This is a genomic window from uncultured Roseobacter sp., assembly GCF_947496515.1.
Classification (GTDB): domain Bacteria; phylum Pseudomonadota; class Alphaproteobacteria; order Rhodobacterales; family Rhodobacteraceae; genus Roseobacter.
Window position 1 is genome coordinate 128,641 of sequence record NZ_CANMDB010000008.1, and the last position, 19,548, is coordinate 148,188.

A 19,548-nucleotide genomic window follows, 5' to 3' on the forward strand; every position below is an offset into this window, starting at 1 on the left:
CGCTCCCCCGGAGCGTTTGCCTCGCGTATGCTCGGATCGATCCTCACCCCTGTTCAATCGCCTCTTTTACGGCCTCGCCCAGCGTTGCGGGGCTGTCGGCCACGACGATACCGGCGGCGCGCATGGCGTCGATCTTGTCTTCGGCACCGCCTTTGCCGCCCGCGACGATGGCGCCCGCGTGGCCCATGCGGCGGCCGGGAGGGGCGGTGCGACCCGCGATGAACCCCGCGGTGGGTTTCCAGCGGCCCTTTTTCTTCTCATCTGCCAAGAACTGGGCTGCCTCTTCCTCGGCGGAGCCGCCGATTTCGCCAATCATGATAATGCTTTGCGTCTCATCATCGGCCAGAAACATCTCCAAAACGTCAATGTGCTCGGTTCCCTTGATGGGGTCTCCTCCGATGCCCACGGCGGTCGATTGGCCATAGCCCAGATCGGTGGTCTGCTTGACCGCCTCGTAGGTCAGCGTGCCGGAACGAGAGACCACCCCGCAGGAGCCGCGCTTGTGGATATGACCCGGCATAATACCGATTTTACACGCATCCGGGGTGATCACCCCGGGACAATTCGGGCCGATCAGTCGGGATTTGGACCCTTCGAGGGCGCGCTGCACCCGCATCATGTCGAGCACGGGGATGCCTTCGGTGATGCAGACGATCAGCTCCATCTCCGCGTCGATCGCCTCCAGAATGGAGTCCGCGGCAAAGGGGGGCGGCACGTAGATCACGGAGGCGTTTGCCTGCGTCTTGGCCATGGCCTCATGCACGGAGTCGAAGACCGGCAGATCCAGATGCGTCTGACCGCCCTTGCCGGGCGTCACCCCCCCCACCATTTTGGTGCCATACGCGATCGCCTGTTCGGTGTGGAACGTGCCCTGAGAGCCGGTGAGGCCCTGACAGATCACGCGGGTGTTTTCATCAATGAGTACGGCCATGGTGTTTCCTTTGACTTGACGTGAGAGAGCGACGGCCACTGGCCTCCGCAGTGATCTGAACCGCAGGTGTCTGCGGCGGCGTGGTAAGGCCCGGTGGAGCCGGAGGGCGCAAGAGAGCGGGCTGGCTCATGCCTCGCCCTCCTTGGGGTGGCGGGTTTCCTTGGCGTAGGACAGGCGCACAAGCTCAGCCTTGCCCGACAGGATGCGCAGCAGATGGCGCGGCGCGTTGCTGATCTCGGCCCAGCTGCGCAGCAGTTTCTGCCGCCAGCGCCGGGCCCCCTTGGGCTTGCCCTTGCGCCGGGTCTTTTCGTCTGCGGGATCGTTGCCTTGGGTTACCAGCGCGGGGTTCACCTGATAGATCCGCGCCGCCCGTGCGGGCGCGGAGACATAAGGGTTAAAAAGGAACCCGTCCGTGGTCAGCGAGATCCGCTCCACCGCCACCAGACGCTGCGCATGCGCGCGCGAGATGACATAGCCCGCGGCCCCGGGATGGCGGGTGAAGATGCGGCTGATGCGGCGGCCCGCAAACCGGGTGGCATGCTTTGCAATCACGTGTTTCATCGTGCGGCTCTTCCAGCGTTCGAACCGCACGATGTCGGCATCGGCGGGCCACCAGGAGAGATCCTCAAGCCAGAGGCCCAGCTCCGGCGCGATATAGACATCATCCTCGAACACCAGCGCCAGATCCGCGTCGGTCTGCAAGAACCGCTCGAACACGCGCAAATGGCTGGAGCAAATGGCCATGTTGTGGGGTGGTACCACGCCCCAGGGACCGAAATCGTTGAACCGCTGGCGCAGAAAATCCTCGCCCACCTCGCGCAGATCCACGGCGGGCACGAACTCGGGTTCGATCCCCGCCGCGGCCAGTTCCTGCCCGATGGCAGCGCGGCGGACCGTAGCGCGTTCGAGATTTATGACGAAAGCCCGGATCTTCATGAGGGTGCCTTTGCTGCAAAACGGCTCATGCGGCCCCCGCACGGTAGTGGATCAACGTATAGACAAAGAAATCGACGTCGCGGCGGCGTTCGGTGGCGATGATGGCGGGGCCGGGCACCTGCCACACGGCCTCGATGTCCTTGCCAAAGGGCGCAGGGTCCGTGGCGACCGCAGTGGGAAAGGTCTCGGCCACATAGCCCGCAAAGGCTGCTGTCTGCCCGGTGCGTGCCTTGGCATGGACCACGCACATCCTGTCGGACAGCGCCACGGCGGGCCGCCGATCATCCACCACCCAGGCACGGGCCCCTGCCACGCGCTGCGGCAACGGCACGTAGCCCGCCGCGCGCAGGCCGGCCTCGTCCCGAGGACCCGAGATGCAGAAGTCGTCAAAGGCGGTGACCATCTGTTTCGGCGTGCTTTTGGGCGCCAGAAAGCCACGCCACATGTTCTCCAGCTCCGCGCGGTCGGCGGAGACATTTTGGCCCGCGCATCCAGCCAGCAAGCCGAGCCCGGCGAGAGCTGCCGCGGCACGGCTCATCCTGTCACCTCGCCAAGCTCGCGCTGCGTTCCGGTCGCGGCCATCTGCCGGGTAAAGATCAAGGCCGCCAGCAACAGGCTGAGCCCCATGCCGAACTCGGCCACTTCCTCGTAGGTGAGGGCCGCCAGATGAAGATCACGGGAAATGATGATGTCAAACTCGGCCAGCTTGCGCCCCAGCCCGTCGGTGGTCTTGGAGGTGACCGCGAGAATGCCGCCGAGCACCACACAGAGCGCCACGCCGTCGCCTTGAACGAGCCTGCGCAAAAGCCCCCGACGTCCCCGCCAGATCACCAGCCACAAGCTGACCACGAACCCCCCGAGGATCACCGCGGAGATCAGCTTTTCCGGCAGGCCGGCGCCGCCGCCGATGTACTGGCGGCTCTTGAACAGCCCTTCGGTAAAGAGCCTCTTGTCCATGTCGAATTCCCGCAGGCAAAACATCACAAGCAGCACGATGAACGGCCACAAAAGACGTCTGTGGCGCAGAAGCAGGGCGATGACGGGGAGGTAGATAAGGCCGGATGCGATCTCCAGCAGGCCGCTTTCCTGCATGAGCGCGCCCTGTCTGGCGTCATCCACGGATGCGGCGGCGGTGTAGAGCAGGGCCACGAGCACAATAACCAGCAGCGGGTAGAAGGCCGGTGCCGAGGGGCGATTGCGCAGGGAGAGCGGTGTGACGCTCATGCAAGCGGCCCCACGCGCCGTGAGCGCGCCACCGACGTGCCCGCGGACCCGGCCGCGTGTCGGTTGGCCCTTTGGCGGAAGCTTCGTTCGTGCATCATTCCGAACCTTCGCTACTTGATGTCCAGCAGCGTGAAACTCGATGGCGACTGACTGCTGCGTTTCTGGCGCGATACGGTGATCATCTTGGCCACCGACCTGCCGTCTTTGATCATAAAGCCAGAGCCTACCAGACCTGCGCCCATCTGTTCGGCCTTCGAAAACTGCGATTGTCTCACTTGGGTTGCGAGCGCACGCAACAGCGGGTCATCATCGGGGGTCTTGAACGCCACCTCGCAGATCACAAAGCCGTCTTTTCTGACGAAAAGATACGCGTAGGCCGTGCCGTCTGAGTAGGCCGCGCCGCGCCGTTCGTTGCCGCCGACGGGGCCCTGCAACAGAGTGAACCCCCGCTGTTCCAAAAGCGCCGTGGTTTGTTCGTACGCCGGAGACTGATCAAGGCAGGCGGTGCCGAACACGCCGGCATACCTGTTGATCGTGCTTTGAGATCTGACCACGGGCGCCTGCGCCAGCGCCTCGGTTGCGTAGATCCGCTGTTCGGTCGGCGCGCTGGTCGTCGTCCCGCAGGCCGCAAGGACCAGCGCGGCGACCGCAAACATGACCTGAGGTTTGATCCTCACCCCTTCACAGCCTTCACGATCTTTTGCGCGCCATCCTTGAGGTCATCCGCGGCGATCACGTCAACGTCGGAGTTGTTGATGATGTCCTTGCCCTGCTGCACGTTGGTGCCTTCGAGCCGGACGACCAGCGGCACCTTGAGGCCAACCTCTTTCACCGCAGCCACGACGCCTTCGGCGATCACATCGCAGCGCATGATCCCGCCGAAGATGTTGACCAGGATGCCTTTGACCTGGGGATCGGAGGTGATGATCTTGAAGGCCTCGGTGACCTTTTCCTTGGTCGCGCCACCACCCACGTCAAGGAAGTTCGCAGGCTCCGCACCGTAGAGCTTGATGATGTCCATGGTCGCCATCGCGAGGCCCGCACCATTGACCATGCAGCCAATCTCGCCGTCGAGCGCGATGTAGTTGAGATCGTATTTGGAGGCTTCAAGCTCCTTGGCGTCCTCTTCGGTGGTGTCGCGCAGCTCCGCGATGTCCGCGTGGCGGTAGATTGCGTTGCCGTCAAAGCTGACCTTGGCGTCCAGGACTTTCAGATCACCGCCGTCGGTCACGATCAGGGGGTTGATCTCCAGCATCTCCATGTCCTTTTCCATGAAGGCGGTGTAGAGCAACCCCATCAGCCCCACGCATTGCTTGACCTGCTTGCCGGTCAGCCCCAGTGAAAAGGCGATGCGGCGGCCATGGAAAGGCTGGTAGCCGGTGGCAGGATCGACGGAGAAGTTGAGGATTTTCTCAGGTGTCGAGGCGGCCACTTCCTCGATGTCCATGCCGCCTTCGGTGGAGCAGACAAAGCTGACGCGGCTGGTCTGCCGGTCCACCAGCAGGGCCAGGTAAAGCTCCGTCTCGATGCCGGAGCCGTCTTCGATGTAGATCCGGTTGACCTGCTTTCCCACCGGGCCGGTCTGGTGGGTGACCAGCGTGCGGCCCAGCATCTTCTTGGCCTCTTCCGCGGCTTCCTCAACGGATTTGGTCAGCCGGACGCCGCCCTTGTCGCCGGCGTCGGCCTCCTTGAAGCTGCCCTTGCCGCGACCGCCCGCGTGGATCTGGGCCTTGACCACCCAGAGCGGACCATCGAGCGCACCTGCGGCGGTCTTGGCTTCTTCGGCGCGCAGGACCACGCGACCGTCCGAGACCGGCGCGCCGTAGCTGCGCAACAATGCTTTCGCCTGATATTCGTGGATGTTCATGGTCAAGGTCCCGTTTTGTTGGATCGGTGCGTTGCCTCGGTATAGGACGGGGATTTACGTCGAGGGAACCGTTTTCGCGCGCCCGCGAGTGTTCCGGGCGGGAAATCGCCATTTTGTGATCACAGGTTTTTTGCTGTGATCACAAAGGGTGCCGCCTGCACAATTTTCATATAATGCAAGGGATTCGCCGGGGCTGCGTGCATTGGCCAGCGTGCAAAAAAAGAGCCCGGCGGTGCGGGCTCTCTGGGTTCACGGTGGGGCGGTCCGCCTCAGGCGAGGCTGCCGTCAATGCCCTTGCAGGCCTCCACGAGGCCTTTGACCGCTTTGACCGAGCTGTCGAACATGGACTGCTCATCCTTGTTCATGGAAATCTCCACCACGCGCTCCACCCCGCCCGCGCCGATCACCGTGGGCACACCGACATAGAAGCCCTTGAGCCCGTAGGCGCCGTCCACATAGGCCGCACAGGGCAGCACGCGCTTCTGGTCCTTGAGGTAGCTTTCGGCCATCTCGATGGCGGAGGTGGCGGGCGCGTAAAACGCAGACCCTGTCTTGAGCAGGCCGACGATCTCTGCCCCGCCGTCGCGGGTGCGCTGCACGATCGCGTCGAGCTTTTCCTGGGTGGTCCAGCCCATCTTGACCAGATCCGGCAGCGGGATTCCGGCCACGGTCGAATAGCGCACCAGCGGCACCATCGTGTCGCCATGCCCGCCCAGCACGAAGGCGGTGACGTCCTTCATCGAGACGTTGAATTCATCCGCGAGGAAGTGGCGGAAGCGCGCGCTGTCGAGCACGCCCGCCATGCCGCAGACCTTTTCGTGCGGCAGACCGGAGAATTCGCGCAGGGCCCAGACCATCGCATCCAGCGGGTTGGTGATGCAGATGACGAAAGCGTCGGGCGCGTGATCACGGATACCTTCGCCCACGGATTTCATGACCTTGAGGTTGATGCCCAGCAGGTCATCGCGGCTCATCCCCGGTTTGCGCGCGACCCCGGCGGTGACGATGCACACATCCGCGCCCGCAATATCCTCATAGGTCTGGGTGCCCGACAGGGCCGCGTCAAACTTGCCCGCCGGGCCGCTTTCCGCGATGTCGAGCGCCTTGCCTTCGGGGATGCCCTCCGCAATGTCGAAAAGAACGACATCGCCCAATTCCTTGAGCGCGGCCAGATGGGCCAGGGTGCCGCCGATTTGACCGGCGCCGATCAGCGCGATTTTGGGTCTTGCCATAAGGGTATGCTCCGCGTTGGGTTGAACGTTGGCTCGTGCTACCCATTAAAGCCCATCGGTGCAAGCGTGGTTGCGTGCCCCCGCGCGGCGCGGCACTGTGGCGCTTGCGGCAGCCTCGTGCGGGATCTGGCGCGACTGATTTCGCAATGAAGGGCAGGGCGGCGTGCTGACACTGGACTGGATGTTCTTTGCCATTGCGGGCCCGGCGGTGATCTTTGCGGGCGTCTCCAAGGGCGGGTTCGGCTCCGGGGCCGCCTTTGCCGCGGCGGGCATCCTGGCGCTGGTGGTGGAACCGGGTGTTGCCCTGGGGGTCATGTTGCCGTTGCTGATGCTGATCGATGTCTCCGCCCTGCCCAGCTACTGGGGCAAATGGGACAGGCAGGCGGCCTGGCTTCTGGTGCTGGGCGCGCTGCCGGGGGTGGCGTTGGGCGCGGCGCTCTACCGGGTGGCGGAGCCGGATGTCTTTCGGGTGCTGATCGGCGCGGTCTCGCTGGCTTTCGTGCTCTGGCAGGTGGGTTTTGCCGCGCGGGCCGCGGCCCTGCGCGGTCGGGCGATGCCGCGGTGGGTCGGTGCGCTGGCCGGGTTGGTTGCCGGTTTTACCAGCTTTGTGAGCCACGCGGGCGGGCCGCCGGCTGCGGTTTACCTCTTGTCGCGCGACATCACCAAAACCCAGTATCAGGCGACGACCGTCCTTGTCTTTTGGCTGGTGAACATCGCGAAATTCGTGCCTTACGCCTTTCTGGGCATGTTCACCGTGCAGACAGGGCTCGCCAATCTGGCGCTGGCGCCTTTCGCGGTGTTCGGCACGTGGCTGGGTGTGCGCGCGCACCGGCTGATGCCGGAGGCGTTGTTCTTTGGACTGACCTACGTGCTCTTGACGGTGACCGGAGCGAAGCTGATCTGGGACGGCCTCACCTGATCAAGGCGCGTTCGACGCGCCGCCCCACGGCACAAGGATTGGGTCGATCCGGATGCGGGAACGCAAACCGGCCACACAGGAATTGTCGGTGGGCCAGCGGCCCACCTTGGAAAATCAGGCGTCGTTGCCCTTGGCGGGCAGAGCTTCGGCCAATGTCTCATAGGACTGGCCGGAGGCCACCAGACAGGTCAGACCGTTGGGCGTGGTGACGGTGATGGTCCAGGTGCCTGTCTCATCGGAGGCAAACACCTCGATAACCGCATTGTTTGCACCCAGGCCCATGGATTGCCGCGATTCGCCGTAGCCTTCTGCCAGCCGGTCGATCACAGCATCCCGTGGCGCACAATTGCGCGCGTTCTGCGCGGCAGCGTCAGTGGTTGATGCAATATAGAGAGCAGCTGCAGCGCTCAGCGCGCCCAAATGCAGCATCTTGGTAGTGCGTGTCATGCTCGTGTCTGCCTTCATGTTAAAGGCGGCACCCGCTGTCATCTGGCCCAACCGGCTTTGCCGGTGATGACCGGGCGGCCCCGGTTCAAGTTGTCTGCCGACGATATCCTTGCGTTCTGCGTCCCCAGCGGCCCGGCTGGATCAAGTTTCCCTCACGATATTCGACGCCACCACCCTGTGCGTTACGGCTGAAATATTGGTTAACACCGCGCGCGACGATAGATCGAATTTGAAATACGCTGCATTGCGGCACGATTGGGCTTGCAGTTTCTTTCAAAAAATGCCCTTTACCACGCAATTTTGTAACCTTTGTGAGCCGCCGGAGACCCGTTCATGTCCCCCACGCAACGCCCTTTGCGATCTGTCCTCTACATCCCCGCGTCAAGGCCCCGTGCGCTCGACAAGGCGCGACAACTCCTTGTGGATGCAATCATTTTTGATCTCGAAGATGCTGTGGCTCCGGACGAGAAGGACGCGGGCCGCGAGACACTCAAGGCTGCGTTGGCAGCTGGTGGCTACGGTCAACGCCTCAAAATTGTGCGTATCAACGGGCTGGACACGCCCTGGGGCGCGGCGGATGCAGCTGCAGCGACGCAGATGGGTGCGGATGCGGTGCTTTTGCCCAAGGTGGGCAGCCCGGAGGATCTCGACGCACTTGCGCAACACACCGGTGCGCTGCCTCTCTGGGCGATGATGGAGACGGCGCAGGGGATGCTGAACGCACCCGCCATCGCCGCGCATCCGCTGTGTCAGGGCATGGTCATGGGCACCAATGATCTGGCCAAGGAGATGGGCACGCGGTTCCGGGCGGACCGGCTGCCCCTGATGGCGGGTCTGGGCGCCTGCCTGCTGGCGGCCAAGGCGGCCGGCATTGCGATTATAGACGGTGTCTATAATGCGTTTCAGGATACCGAGGGGCTGGCCGTCGAGGCGGAACAGGGCCGGGACATGGGCTTTGATGGCAAGACCCTGATCCACCCCGCGCAGATCGGAGCGGCGCATGCGGCCTTTTCCCCCGACGCCGGTGAGATCGACCTCGCCGAGCGGCAGATCGCGGCTTATGATGAAGCCGTGGCCGGGGGGCAGGCGGTGGCCGTCGTGGACGGGCGGATCGTGGAGAACCTGCACGTGGAGATGGCGCGCGAGACTTTGGCCAAGCAGGCGGCCATCGCGGCGATGAGCGGGGAGTAGGGAAATGATCTGGATCATTGCGGGGCTGGCGCTGTGGATGGCGGCGCATTTCTTCAAACGGCTGGCACCGGAGCGGCGCGCAGTTCTCGGAGATCCGGGCAAGGGTCTGGCCGCGGCGGGCATCGCTGCCGGGCTGGTGCTGATGATCATCGGCTACCGGGCGGCGGAGTTCATCCCGCTTTGGCAACCGCCGGGGTTCATGGTGCATGTCAACAACACGCTGATGCTGCTGGCGCTCTGGGTGTACGGATCGAGTGCGGCCAAGACCGCCAAGGCCTGGCCCGCTGCCAAGATCCGCCACCCGCAGCTCACCGGCTTCAAGATCTGGGCCGTGGCGCATTTGCTCGTCAACGGGGATCTGGCGTCAGTGCTGCTCTTTGGCGGGCTGCTTGCCTGGGCCGTGGCGGAAGTCATCCTGATCAACCGGGCCGAGCCGGACTGGACCCCGCCGCCCGCGGGGGGTGTCGCCGTTCATGTCCGCCTCGGCGTGATCACGCTGGTGCTCTTTGGTATTATCACGGCCGTGCACAACTGGCTCGGTGTCTGGCCATTCCCCGTTTGAGCCGAGGAAACCCCATGAAACTCTATCGTTTTCTGTCCGAAGAGGACACATCCGCCTTTTGCCACAAGGTCACGGAGGCCCTGAACAAGGGATGGGAGCTGCACGGCAGCCCCACGCAGACATGGGACCACGCGGCGGGCGTGATGCGCTGCGGTCAGGCGGTGACCAAGGAGGCGCCCGGCACCTACAAACCCGATACAAAACTGGGAGAACAGTAATGGCCAAGACCAACCCGGGCCGGTTCTTCGAGGACTATACGGTCGGCCAGACGATCGCGCATGCGGTGCCGCGCACGATCAAGATGGGTGAGCGCGCGCTCTACCATATGCTCTATCCCGCACGGCACGCGCTCTATTCGTCGGATCAGTTCGCGCAAGGGTGTGGCCTGCCGTTCAGCCCCTTGGATGACATGATCGCCTTTCACGTGGTCTTTGGCAAAACGGTGCCGGATGTGTCGCTGAACGCCGTCGCCAACCTCGGCTATGCGGAGGGGCGCTGGATCACGCCGGTTTGGCCGGGCGATACGCTGCGCTCTGTCTCGGAGGTGATCGGGGTCAAGCAGAACTCCAACGGCAAGACAGGGGTGGTCTGGGTACGCACGACCGGGCTCAACCAACATGACGAGACGGTGCTGGAGTATGTCCGCTGGGTGATGGTGCGCAAGCGCGATCCGGGCGCGCCTGCCCTCGAGACCCATGTGCCTGAGCTGCGCGAGGCAGTCGCGGCAGAGGATCTGGTGATCCCCAGAGGGCTCGATTTCACGCAGTATGATTTCACGCTGGCGGGCGAGCCGCACCGCTGGGGCGATTACGCGGTGGGTGAGCGGATCGACCATGTGGACGGGGTGACCATCGAGGAGGCCGAACACATGATGGCCACGCGGCTGTGGCAGAACACGGCCAAGGTGCATTTCGATACCTCGGCGCGACCGGATGGATCCCGGTTGATCTACGGCGGGCATGTGATTTCCATAGCGCGGGCCCTGTCGTTCAACGGGCTGGCCAATGCGCAGATGGTCGTCGGGCTCAACGGTGGTGCCCATGCCAATCCGTGCCTCGCGGGCGACACGGTGCGCGCATGGTCCGAAGTGCTCGACAAGGCGGAGACTGCGGCACCGGGGATAGGCGCGCTGCGCCTGCGTCTGGTGGCCACCAAGGGAGGCGAGCCTTTTGCGCTGCGGGACGCGAATGGCAAATACCTGCCAGAGGTGTTGCTGGATCTGGACTACTGGGCGCTGGTGCCGCTCTGAGCGGAACGCGCGCGGTCGTGCTGCATGCCTCGCGCGGCCTGCCAGGGCTCTCGCATCAGATATAGGTGGTCCGCCGGGGTGCTAGCCGGACCGCAGCTATCACCCAGATATGACAGTTTACCGGGCCGCCCGGACAGACCCACGCAGGCGCCGATCCGGGAGACCGTAGGAGCGCTACGCCTACTGGCCGATGCTCGAGATCAGGTCGGGGTTCGTCACCAGATTGCGCACACCGTGGGCGCTGGTTTCATCAAAGATGTTGTCGGCCAGCCAGGCCTCGACACTGGTGATGGACACTTTCATCACCTCGGGTCGCACGCTCCAGGAGACCTGCAGCGGCGATCCGGCCTCGTTGAAGCTGGGTCCGGTGGTTGATCCATCGTATTCAATGGGGGTGCCTGTATCGGTCGGGATGTTGACCGCCTGGTGAAATCCTTCGACCTCCTCCACAGCGGTCAGCGTCACGAAGTCGGCGGCGGTGTCGTCATTGACCAGCACAAACACCTGGGTTTCGACGCGCAGCTGCGGGTTCATCAGGTTGTCCGACAGACAGGAACCAAGGGTTGGCCCGGGCGTGATCTTGGCGGTGCTATGGACGTAGTGCAGCTCAATCGTATCGCCGGGCTCGAGGCTGCCATACGTCCCCTCGCCAATGCTGCGGCCCAGTGGCGCAAGCTCTGCCTCGGTCAACGCGCCGTCGTAGAGAAACCCGGTACCGGCCCCCTTGCCATCGCCATTACCAGCGTAGGTGGTGAACTCGCCCCCGCGATGCTCGGCACTTTCGTGAAAGTGGATGTTGCACAGGTTCATCTGGTTATGAGGGGGAGCCGTGTTGAAGAAGACAGTGTTATTGCCGGTTGCGGTGTCCAGATCCCGCGGAGACTGCGGGCCAAAGCCGGCCCCCGCGGTGCTCTCCGCCAAGGCCGCACGCTGGGATGCAATGACATCATCGCCGACACTGTGCCCGTCCGCCTGCGCCAAACCGGCACAGAGCGTGATCGCACAGCCCAGCGTCGTTGCAGCTCGTTTTGAAACCGTCATTCTACGTACTCCTTCGTTTACAAACATCGCGTTCCTATGAACTAGCCCGAGGATCGCCTTTCGGCCACCGAGATGATCCTCTGCAGTGTTACTACTTAAAATCCCCACGTGGGGCAGGACAACGCCGCACCGAGGGATAGATCCGAGACTTTAATTGGGGGTAAACCCGGGCCTTTCGCGCAGTCGGTCGTGGCTCCTGTCTTGCCGCTCATTTTACGGCCCGGTCCGTATCGCCATCGGGTCGCTCTTTTCGAGGTGACAACCGGTGTTGCCTTGCTAGGCTGCGGCTCATGTTGCGCCTCTTTTTGCCTTTTCTCACCCTCGCCGGGGCCACACCCGCGCTGGCCTGCCAGCTCGCGCTGGTGCTGGCGGTGGATGTTTCGGGTTCGGTGGATCGGCGAGAGTACGACATCCAGATGCAGGGTCTGGCAGAGGCTTTGCGGGACGGCGCCGTCGTGGATGCGCTTGTGGCACAGCAGGCGCAGGTGACCCTCATCCAGTGGACCGGCGCCTCGCGGCAGCGGCAAACGATCCCGTGGCGCGCGATGCACAGTCCGGCGGATGTGGCGGCCCTGGCCGATGACGTGGCCAGCGGCGGCAGGGTCTGGCGCAACTACGCGACCGCCATCGGGGAGGCGCTGATCGCGGCGGAGCGCGCGTTGGAGGAGGTGGCGTTCTGCACACGCAAGGTGATTGACGTCTCGGGCGATGGCATCTCCAACGAAGGGGTCCTGCCCAGCGACCGGCATCCCGCGCTTGCCGCGCGCGACATCACGGTCAATGCGCTGGCGATCGAGACGGATGACGCGGATCTGACGGGCTGGTTCTTTGAGAATCTGATCCGCGGTGCGGGGGCTTTCGTTATGACGGCGCGGGGTTTCGAGGACTACCCCACCCAGATCAAACGAAAACTCCGGCGCGAGACCGTGCAACCGCTGAGCCTGCTTCGTTAATGTGATCACAGCAGTCAAAGCAGTGATCACGAAGCACTGAAAATTTACGTTTTTTCGCTAACCCGTGCCAATTAACCGCGGCTGAGAGCGCCTGCGGCACGTGACAATGGCGTTATATAGAGTAAAACAAAAGACGGGAACCAAAAGGAAAGCTGTATGGCTGATGTCAACCGGGGTGCGCGCCCCCTGTCGCCGCATCTGAATATCTATCGACCGCAACTCACTTCCATGACCTCTATTCTGACGCGGATCACCGGTAATGCGCTGTTGATCTCGTCACTCTTGGTGGTGTGGTGGTTTCTGGCTGCGGCGACCTCGCCCGAGTACTTTGCGGTTGCCAATGGTGTACTGACCAGCTGGTTCGGCGATCTGGTGATGACCCTGTCGCTCTGGGGGTTGTGGTATCACACGCTCGCCGGCGTGCGGCATCTGATCTGGGATCAGGGCATCGGCCTTGATCTGGAAACCGCCTACAAGCTTGGCTATGCGGTGATCGGCGGCTCCTTCGTGCTGACCCTGCTCACCATTCTGATCGTGTGAGGGAGCTGACATGCGCTATCTGACAGACCGTAAACGCGCCGTGGGCATGGGCTCCGCCAAATCGGGGACCGAGCATCACTGGTCCATGACCGTAAGCTCCGGCGCCCTGCTGGTCCTGATCCCGCTGTTCGTCTTTACCTTCGGGCCCATGCTGGGCGCGTCCTATGAGGAAGTGACAGCCTACTTCAGCCGTCCTTTCCCAAGTGTGGTGGCAGGGCTGACGATCATCGTTACCTTCAAACACTTCGCAGGCGGCGTGCAGGCCCTGCTGGAAGACTATGTGCACGGCATGGCGCAAAAAGTCTCCATCGTGGCGATGACCTGCCTGTCCTACGCGGCGATGGCCACGGGCCTCTATGCGGTGGTGCGGCTGGCCCTCTGACGACACATTCCGCGCGGGGCAAGCTGCGCGTTTCAAAACAAGACCAGGAGAGAGTTCCATGGCTGAGTATGAATACGAGACACATGAATATGACGTGGTCGTTGTGGGTGCGGGCGGCGCGGGGCTGCGCGCGACCCTCGGTATGGCAGAGCAGGGGCTGCGGACGGCTTGCGTGACCAAGGTGTTCCCGACGCGCTCGCACACTGTGGCCGCACAGGGCGGGATCGCCGCGTCGCTGTCGAACATGGGCCCCGATCACTGGCAGTGGCATATGTATGACACCGTAAAGGGATCTGACTGGCTGGGCGATACGGACGCGATGGAATACCTCGCCCGCGAAGCACCCAAGGCGGTCTATGAGCTGGAGCATTACGGCGTGCCGTTTTCGCGCACCGAAGAGGGCAAGATCTACCAGCGTCCCTTTGGCGGTCACACCACCGAATTCGGCGAAGGTCCCGCGGTGCAGCGGACCTGTGCTGCCGCTGACCGGACGGGTCACGCGATCCTGCACACGCTCTATGGTCAGAGCCTCAAGAACAACGCGGAATTCTACATCGAGTATTTCGCCATCGATCTCATCATGTCCGAGGATGGCGTCTGTCAGGGCGTGCTCTGCTGGAAGCTCGACGACGGCACGCTGCATCTGTTTTCGTCCAAGATGGTGGTGCTGGCGACAGGCGGCTACGGGCGCGCCTATTTCTCTGCCACCTCCGCGCATACCTGCACCGGCGACGGCGGCGGGATGACGGCGCGGGCTGGGCTGCCGCTGCAGGACATGGAGTTCGTGCAGTTCCATCCCACAGGCATCTACGGCGCGGGTTGCCTGATCACCGAAGGGGCGCGCGGCGAGGGCGGGTATCTGACCAATGCGGAGGGCGAGCGTTTCATGGAGCGCTACGCACCGCAGTACAAGGATCTCGCCCCGCGCGACTACGTATCCCGCTGCATGACGATGGAGATCCGCGAGGGCCGTGGTGTCGGCAAGAACGGTGATCACATCCACCTAAACCTCAACCACCTGCCGCCCGAGACGCTGAAACTGCGCCTGCCGGGTATATCGGAAAGCGCGCGCATCTTTGCGGGTGTGAACCTCAACAAGGAACCCATTCCGGTGCTGCCGACGGTACACTATAATATGGGCGGTATTCCGACGAACTACTGGGGTGAAGTGCTGGCACCCACCGCCGATGACCCGGACCGCGTATCTCCCGGCCTGATGGCGGTGGGCGAGGCGGGCTGTGCCTCCGTTCACGGGGCGAACCGCCTGGGCTCCAACTCTCTGATTGACCTGGTGGTCTTTGGCCGGGCCGCGGCCATCCGAGCGGGCAAGATCGTGGACCCGGACGCACCGGTCCCCAGCCCCAATATGGCCTCGGTGGAGGCAGCACTCGACCGGTTTGACAACACGCGCTATGCCAAGGGCCACATGCCCACGGCGGAGCTGCGGTTGGAGATGCAGCAATGCATGCAGAAAGATGCCGCGGTCTTCCGCGCCAATGACACGCTGGCCGAGGGCAAGACCTCCATGGAGGAAGTGGCGGACAAATGGTCCGACGTGGCGGTCACCGACCGCAGCCTGATCTGGAACTCCGACCTGATGGAGACGCTGGAGCTTGCCAACCTGATCCCCAACGCGGTGGCCACCATCACCGGTGCCGAGGCGCGCAAGGAAAGCCGCGGCGCGCACGCGCATGAGGATTTCCCCGAGCGGGACGACGAGAACTGGCGCAAGCACTCGCTCATCTGGTTCAAGGGCAACAAGGCGTCGCTGGGCTACCGCGGTGTGCATGAACAACCGCTTACCAGCCACAACGACGGCGGGATCGATCCCAAAAAGATCGCCCCCAAGCAGCGGACTTTCTGATGCTGCGTTCGGCAATGATCCTCGGCGGGGCCGTGATGCTGTCCGCCTGTGTGGAGGTGCAGCAGGCCACCGACCGCGCCGGGCGGGATGCGGCCAAGACCGTGCTGCCCGAGGCGCTGGCCATCCACTTCCCGCAGGTGCCCAAGGCGCTTTTCACGCCCTTCACCAACTGCGTCGTGGACAATGCAAATGCCTCCGAAGTGCAGACGCTGGCCGCAGATGCCATCACCGGTGTGGACGAGACCACGGCGGACACGATCCGCACGGTGCTCGCGCGCCCTGCCACCCAACAATGCCTGACGGCTGCTGCGCCATCCGCGCTCGGCGCCCTTTGATATGACAGGAGACCAATAGCCATGGTTCAACTGACGCTCCCCAAGAACTCCCGCATGACCAAGGGCAAGACCTGGCCCAAGCCGGAGGGGGCCAACAACCTCAAGACCTTCAAGATCTACCGCTGGAATCCCGATGACGGCGAGAACCCGCGCGTGGATACCTATTTCGTCGATCTGGATACCTGCGGCCCGATGATCCTGGATGCGCTGATCAAGATCAAATCAGAGATCGACCCGACGCTGACCTTCCGCCGTTCCTGCCGCGAGGGGATCTGCGGCTCCTGTGCGATGAATATCGGCAGCGCGGACAAGTTCACCGGCGACGGGATCAACACCCTGGCCTGCCTGCACGGCATCGATGAGGTGGATGGCGCGGTGGCGATCTATCCTCTGCCGCATATGCCGGTGATCAAGGACCTGATCCCGGATCTGACGCATTTCTACGCCCAGCACGCCAGTATCATGCCCTGGCTGGAGACCAAGACGAACCGCCCCGCGAAGGAGTGGAAGCAATCCATCGAGGACCGCAAGAAGCTCGACGGCCTTTATGAATGCGTGATGTGCGCGTCCTGCTCGACCTCCTGCCCGTCCTACTGGTGGAACGGCGATCGTTATCTGGGACCAGCAGCACTGCTGCACGCCTACCGCTGGATCATCGACAGCCGGGATGAGGCGACGGGTGAGCGGCTTGATGAACTGGAGGATCCCTTCAAGCTCTACCGCTGCCACACGATCATGAACTGCGCAAAGACCTGCCCCAAGGGGCTGAACCCCGCAGAGGCGATCGCCAATATCAAAAAGATGATGGTCGAGCGCCGCGTCTGAAGATTGGACGCAACACCGCATCTGACTGCGCTGGCGCTCGCAACACTGGCGGGATCATCGATCCCGCTGGGCGCATGGATGGCGACCTGGTCGATCAACATCCTGCCGGACTGGCGCGCGACAGAGCTGCGCCACGGCATCATCGCATTTGGCGCGGGTGCGCTGCTGGCAGCCGTCGCACTGGTGCTGCTGCCGGAGGGGGCGGCGCGTTTGTCGCCGTTTGCGTCCGTCGGGTGGTTCGTGCTGGGCGGCCTTGGCTTTGCGGTGATCGACGGGGCGCTGGCGAGACGCGGCAGCAATTCAGCGCAGTTTCTCGCCATGATGATGGACTACCTGCCAGAGGCGCTGGCACTCGGCGCGCTGGTCACGGGCAATCTGTCTGCCGCTGTCCTGGTCGCAGCACTCATCGCTCTGCAAAACCTGCCGGAAAGCTTCAACGCCATGAGGGAAATGCGCGAAAGCGGCCGGGCCGCGTCCCTGTGGCTCTTTGTGCTGATGGTCCCGCTGGGTCCGCTGGCGGCATATCTGGGGCTGTCGATCCCTCCATCTTACGAGCCGGTTGTCGGTGCGATCATGGTGGTTGCCTCTGGCGGGATCGTTTATCTGATGTTTCAGGACATCGCGCCGCAAATCCCGCTGGAAAAGACGATACTGCCGCCGTTGGGGGCGGTCCTGGGATTCGGTCTCGGGTTCGCCGGCCATCTGATGATTTGAGAGGACGCCATGCACATTGTCATCGGACTGCTTGTTGCCTTCGTGCTGGTGGCGATCTTCGCCCGGCGCAACCGGGGCGTCCGTCGCTGTCGCTGGCGCGAGGATCGGGCCGGGAACCGGGGCAGTCTGCGGAAATACCGCTGTGCGGCATGCGGGGCAGAGGCGTTTACGGCAGAAAAGGGCACGCCGCGAAAGTGTCTGGCAGAACTGCCAAAGACATGAGCCTTGCACGTCAGTGCGGTCATTGTTGACGGCACCAACGCGGTGTGATGAAGCAGCAAAAGGCGCGCAAGCACCGCCTTTCCACGAAAGACCAGATGACCGAGACAGACACACAGCCCCCCGCCGATGCCGCAGCGCGCCGCGCCGTCCAACCCGTCATCTGCTACCCGACGCAGACATTGCCGCAGCCGGATCTGGTGCTTTACAAGGGCGCTCGGGCGACAGCGACCAAGGTTGGGGAGACCGTCGTGCCACCCCGGCAGGCGCAGTGCTTTGACGTCTCCGCAGGCCAGTTCTTTCGGATCAGCTGTCCCGAGGGGTCGCAGGTAGGCGACTTCAACCTGCACAGTGCCCACGACCCGGCAGAGCATTTCTTCTCCGGCAAATCCCGCGCCCTTCACGGCGCACATCTGTCCACGGGTGACCGGCTGTGGTCGCGTCTTCCCGCGCTGCGACCTCTGGCCACGATCGTCGCAGATACGCTGGATTGGTACGGTATCGATGCCTTCGGAGGTGGCGTCCACGACGTGATCGGCACGCGCTGCGACCCCTACACCCATGCGCTGCTGTCGGGCGGGGACCAATATCACCACTGCTGCCATTCCAACCTGACGCGGTCGCTGGCGGAACGATTGGGCCTGTCGCGCGCGGCGGCAGAACCGCTGGTGCATGACGTGCTCAATGTGTTCATGTGCACCGGTTTTACCCGCGACACCGGGCAATATTTCATGAAAGCCAGCCCGGCGCGGCAGGGGGATTATCTGGAGTTCTTTGCCGAAGTGGATGTGATCGGCAATCTCTCCGCCTGCCCCGGTGGGGACTGCGGCGCGATCCATTCCAGCGATGTGGCCCAGTGCCATCCTTTGCTGGTGGAGTTCTTCGCGCCTGCGCCGGGGAGCCTGGATAGCTGGCAGCCGCCCGCAGTGAACGCCTATGACGGATCGCACGGCCCCTGACGAGGGCGGCCCGCACCGAGCTAACCGGCGAACGCAGCCTCCAGCGCAATCTCCACCATGTCGCCGAAACTCTGCTCCCGGTCGGCGGCAGGCAAGGCTTCGCCGGTCTGCAGATGATCGCTGACCGTCAGAATGGCGAGCGCGCGCCGTTTGTGCCGCGCTGCCAGCGTGTAGAGCTCGGCTGCCTCCATCTCCACCCCGAGGATGCCGTGGCGCACCATCTGCTCATCCAGATCGGGCCGTTCGGCGTAGAAAACATCCGAGGAGTAGATGCCGCCCACATGGGTTGTCGTACCTTTGCGCTCCGCCGCATTTACCGCTGCCGCGAGCAGCCCGTAATCCGCTGTCGGCGCAAAGTTCACCTCTCGGAAAATGCCCGAGGACGGCGAGGTGATGGTGCTCGCGGACATGGCGATGATGACATCACGGATACCCACATGCGGCTGCATCCCGCCACAGGATCCGATGCGGATGAGCGTCTGCGCATCGTACTCCGTCATCAGCTCATTGGCGTAGATCGACAGCGATGGCATGCCCATGCCAGAGCCCTGGATGGTCACGGGGTGACCTTTGTAGGTGCCGGTATATCCCAGCATCCCGCGCACCTCATTCACCAGCCTGGCGCCGTCAAGAAACGTCTCTGACGCCCAGCGGGCACGATAGGGATCGCCGGGCATCAGAACGGTTTGTGCAATCTCGCCAGAGGCGGCGCCGATGTGGACGGTCACCGGGTCAGATTTCCAGTGTCTTGGGGTCCACGCCAGAGGCCACCGCGTCCTTGAACCACCGTGGCTGACGGCCCATGCCGCTCCAGGTCTGAGCGGGATTTGCCGGATTGGCATATTTCGCCGCTGCTGCGGGCTTTTTCGCCGGAGTCGCTTTTTTCGCGGCGCTTTTTGGCTTTGGTGCCGCGGCGGGCGCATTGGTCAGTTCTGACAGTTTGAAGCCGAATTTCGCGGCGGCTTTTTCAGCTGCTTTTTTCGCTTCGCGCTTTTCTTTTGTTTCGATGGATTTCAGTGCACGCTGGGCGTCAGTGATCAGACGTTCCAGTTGTTTGCGTGACATTTTTGATAGATCGGCCAAGGGGTCCCTCCGAATAAAACTGCCGCTTAGATACAGTCAGGAACCCGCCAGACACAAGAGTGCCCGGAAAATCAA

25 protein-coding genes are annotated in these 19,548 nt (G+C 63.3%); 14 read left to right on the forward strand and 11 right to left on the reverse strand.

Annotation, left to right across the window (positions count from 1 at the left end; all coding sequences use genetic code 11):
- Positions 1–43: 43 nt before the first annotated feature.
- The 7 genes from sucD to mdh all read right to left on the reverse strand — a co-directional run bounded on the left by sucD (position 44) and on the right by mdh (position 6,190).
- The gene (gene sucD, locus Q1A53_RS14910) at positions 44–931 is read right to left on the reverse strand and encodes a succinate--CoA ligase subunit alpha (protein ID WP_299968265.1); all 888 of its coding nucleotides are present in this window, start codon (positions 929–931) and stop codon (positions 44–46) included.
- Positions 932–1,057: 126 nt separating this feature from the next.
- A complete protein-coding gene (locus Q1A53_RS14915) occupies positions 1,058–1,867 on the reverse strand; it encodes a glycosyltransferase family 25 protein (protein WP_299968267.1) in 810 nt (269 codons plus the stop codon).
- 25 nt (positions 1,868–1,892) lie between these two features.
- Entirely contained in the window at positions 1,893–2,405 is a 513-nt protein-coding gene (locus Q1A53_RS14920) for a hypothetical protein (RefSeq protein ID WP_299968269.1), read from the reverse strand.
- Positions 2,402–3,091, reverse strand: coding sequence for a hypothetical protein (locus tag Q1A53_RS14925; RefSeq protein ID WP_299968271.1), 690 nt, complete (start codon positions 3,089–3,091; stop codon positions 2,402–2,404). The genes Q1A53_RS14920 and Q1A53_RS14925 overlap by 4 nt, the downstream gene beginning before the upstream one ends.
- Positions 3,092–3,201: 110 nt before the next feature.
- Complete coding sequence (locus Q1A53_RS14930; RefSeq protein WP_299968273.1) at positions 3,202–3,768, reverse strand: hypothetical protein; 567 nt, start codon at positions 3,766–3,768, stop codon at positions 3,202–3,204.
- Positions 3,765–4,958 (reverse strand): ADP-forming succinate--CoA ligase subunit beta, encoded by a 1,194-nt coding sequence (gene sucC, locus Q1A53_RS14935; RefSeq protein ID WP_299968275.1) that lies wholly within the window; start codon positions 4,956–4,958, stop codon positions 3,765–3,767. The genes Q1A53_RS14930 and sucC overlap by 4 nt, the downstream gene beginning before the upstream one ends.
- 269 nt (positions 4,959–5,227) lie before the next feature.
- On the reverse strand, positions 5,228–6,190 hold the full coding sequence (mdh, locus tag Q1A53_RS14940) for a malate dehydrogenase (protein ID WP_299968277.1): 963 nt from the start codon (positions 6,188–6,190) through the stop codon (positions 5,228–5,230).
- Positions 6,191–6,353: 163 nt separating this feature from the next.
- Here mdh and Q1A53_RS14945 point away from each other — a divergent pair, with 163 nt between their 5' ends.
- Complete coding sequence (locus tag Q1A53_RS14945) at positions 6,354–7,109, forward strand: sulfite exporter TauE/SafE family protein (protein ID WP_299968279.1); 756 nt, start codon at positions 6,354–6,356, stop codon at positions 7,107–7,109.
- Positions 7,110–7,223: 114 nt separating this feature from the next.
- On the opposite strand, the gene Q1A53_RS14950 is transcribed toward Q1A53_RS14945, so the two are convergent.
- On the reverse strand, positions 7,224–7,556 hold the full coding sequence (locus Q1A53_RS14950; protein WP_299968281.1) for a hypothetical protein: 333 nt from the start codon (positions 7,554–7,556) through the stop codon (positions 7,224–7,226).
- A gap of 333 nt (positions 7,557–7,889) precedes the next feature.
- On the opposite strand from Q1A53_RS14950, the gene Q1A53_RS14955 reads away from it, so the two are divergent.
- The 4 genes from Q1A53_RS14955 to Q1A53_RS14970 are packed head-to-tail and all read left to right on the forward strand — an operon-like array spanning position 7,890 to position 10,558.
- A complete protein-coding gene (locus tag Q1A53_RS14955) occupies positions 7,890–8,747 on the forward strand; it encodes a CoA ester lyase (RefSeq protein ID WP_299968283.1) in 858 nt (285 codons plus the stop codon).
- A gap of 4 nt (positions 8,748–8,751) precedes the next feature.
- Positions 8,752–9,309 carry an NnrU family protein gene (locus tag Q1A53_RS14960; protein WP_299968285.1) on the forward strand — a complete coding sequence of 186 codons (558 nt, stop codon included), beginning with the start codon at positions 8,752–8,754 and terminating at the stop codon, positions 9,307–9,309.
- Positions 9,310–9,323: 14 nt separating this feature from the next.
- Positions 9,324–9,527, forward strand: a complete 204-nt coding sequence (locus Q1A53_RS14965) for a DUF1737 domain-containing protein (RefSeq protein WP_299968287.1) — start codon at positions 9,324–9,326, stop codon at positions 9,525–9,527.
- Positions 9,527–10,558 (forward strand): MaoC family dehydratase, encoded by a 1,032-nt coding sequence (locus Q1A53_RS14970; protein WP_299968289.1) that lies wholly within the window; start codon positions 9,527–9,529, stop codon positions 10,556–10,558. Before Q1A53_RS14965 ends, Q1A53_RS14970 begins: the two co-directional genes overlap by 1 nt.
- A 180-nt stretch (positions 10,559–10,738) precedes the next feature.
- On the opposite strand, the gene Q1A53_RS14975 is transcribed toward Q1A53_RS14970, so the two are convergent.
- Positions 10,739–11,599: a delta-class carbonic anhydrase gene (locus Q1A53_RS14975; RefSeq protein ID WP_299968290.1), complete on the reverse strand. Its 861-nt coding sequence runs from the start codon at positions 11,597–11,599 to the stop codon at positions 10,739–10,741.
- Between the two features lie 290 nt (positions 11,600–11,889).
- Between Q1A53_RS14975 and Q1A53_RS14980 the strand changes: the two genes are divergently transcribed.
- The 9 genes from Q1A53_RS14980 (at position 11,890) to Q1A53_RS15020 (ending at position 18,390) form a co-directional block, all read left to right on the forward strand.
- On the forward strand, positions 11,890–12,552 hold the full coding sequence (locus Q1A53_RS14980; protein ID WP_299968292.1) for a DUF1194 domain-containing protein: 663 nt from the start codon (positions 11,890–11,892) through the stop codon (positions 12,550–12,552).
- A 156-nt stretch (positions 12,553–12,708) separates the two neighbouring features.
- Positions 12,709–13,092: a succinate dehydrogenase, cytochrome b556 subunit gene (gene sdhC, locus Q1A53_RS14985; protein WP_299968294.1), complete on the forward strand. Its 384-nt coding sequence runs from the start codon at positions 12,709–12,711 to the stop codon at positions 13,090–13,092.
- A 10-nt stretch (positions 13,093–13,102) separates the two neighbouring features.
- Positions 13,103–13,474: a succinate dehydrogenase, hydrophobic membrane anchor protein gene (gene sdhD, locus Q1A53_RS14990; protein ID WP_299968296.1), complete on the forward strand. Its 372-nt coding sequence runs from the start codon at positions 13,103–13,105 to the stop codon at positions 13,472–13,474.
- A gap of 58 nt (positions 13,475–13,532) precedes the next feature.
- Entirely contained in the window at positions 13,533–15,338 is a 1,806-nt protein-coding gene (sdhA, locus tag Q1A53_RS14995; RefSeq protein WP_299968298.1) for a succinate dehydrogenase flavoprotein subunit, read from the forward strand.
- Positions 15,338–15,673 (forward strand): hypothetical protein, encoded by a 336-nt coding sequence (locus Q1A53_RS15000; RefSeq protein ID WP_299968300.1) that lies wholly within the window; start codon positions 15,338–15,340, stop codon positions 15,671–15,673. The genes sdhA and Q1A53_RS15000 overlap by 1 nt, the downstream gene beginning before the upstream one ends.
- A gap of 21 nt (positions 15,674–15,694) precedes the next feature.
- Positions 15,695–16,498, forward strand: a complete 804-nt coding sequence (locus tag Q1A53_RS15005) for a succinate dehydrogenase iron-sulfur subunit (RefSeq protein WP_299968302.1) — start codon at positions 15,695–15,697, stop codon at positions 16,496–16,498.
- A 3-nt stretch (positions 16,499–16,501) separates the two neighbouring features.
- Positions 16,502–17,212 carry a hypothetical protein gene (locus Q1A53_RS15010; protein WP_299968303.1) on the forward strand — a complete coding sequence of 237 codons (711 nt, stop codon included), beginning with the start codon at positions 16,502–16,504 and terminating at the stop codon, positions 17,210–17,212.
- A gap of 9 nt (positions 17,213–17,221) precedes the next feature.
- Positions 17,222–17,434: a hypothetical protein gene (locus Q1A53_RS15015; RefSeq protein WP_299968305.1), complete on the forward strand. Its 213-nt coding sequence runs from the start codon at positions 17,222–17,224 to the stop codon at positions 17,432–17,434.
- Positions 17,435–17,529: 95 nt separating this feature from the next.
- Positions 17,530–18,390, forward strand: a complete 861-nt coding sequence (locus Q1A53_RS15020; RefSeq protein ID WP_299968307.1) for a DUF1989 domain-containing protein — start codon at positions 17,530–17,532, stop codon at positions 18,388–18,390.
- Between the two features lie 20 nt (positions 18,391–18,410).
- Here the strand turns inward: Q1A53_RS15020 and deoD are convergent, their stop codons facing one another.
- Positions 18,411–19,118, reverse strand: coding sequence for a purine-nucleoside phosphorylase (deoD, locus tag Q1A53_RS15025; RefSeq protein ID WP_299968309.1), 708 nt, complete (start codon positions 19,116–19,118; stop codon positions 18,411–18,413).
- Positions 19,119–19,122: 4 nt separating this feature from the next.
- Positions 19,123–19,473: an H-NS family nucleoid-associated regulatory protein gene (locus Q1A53_RS15030; protein WP_299968311.1), complete on the reverse strand. Its 351-nt coding sequence runs from the start codon at positions 19,471–19,473 to the stop codon at positions 19,123–19,125.
- Positions 19,474–19,548 lie beyond the last annotated feature (75 nt).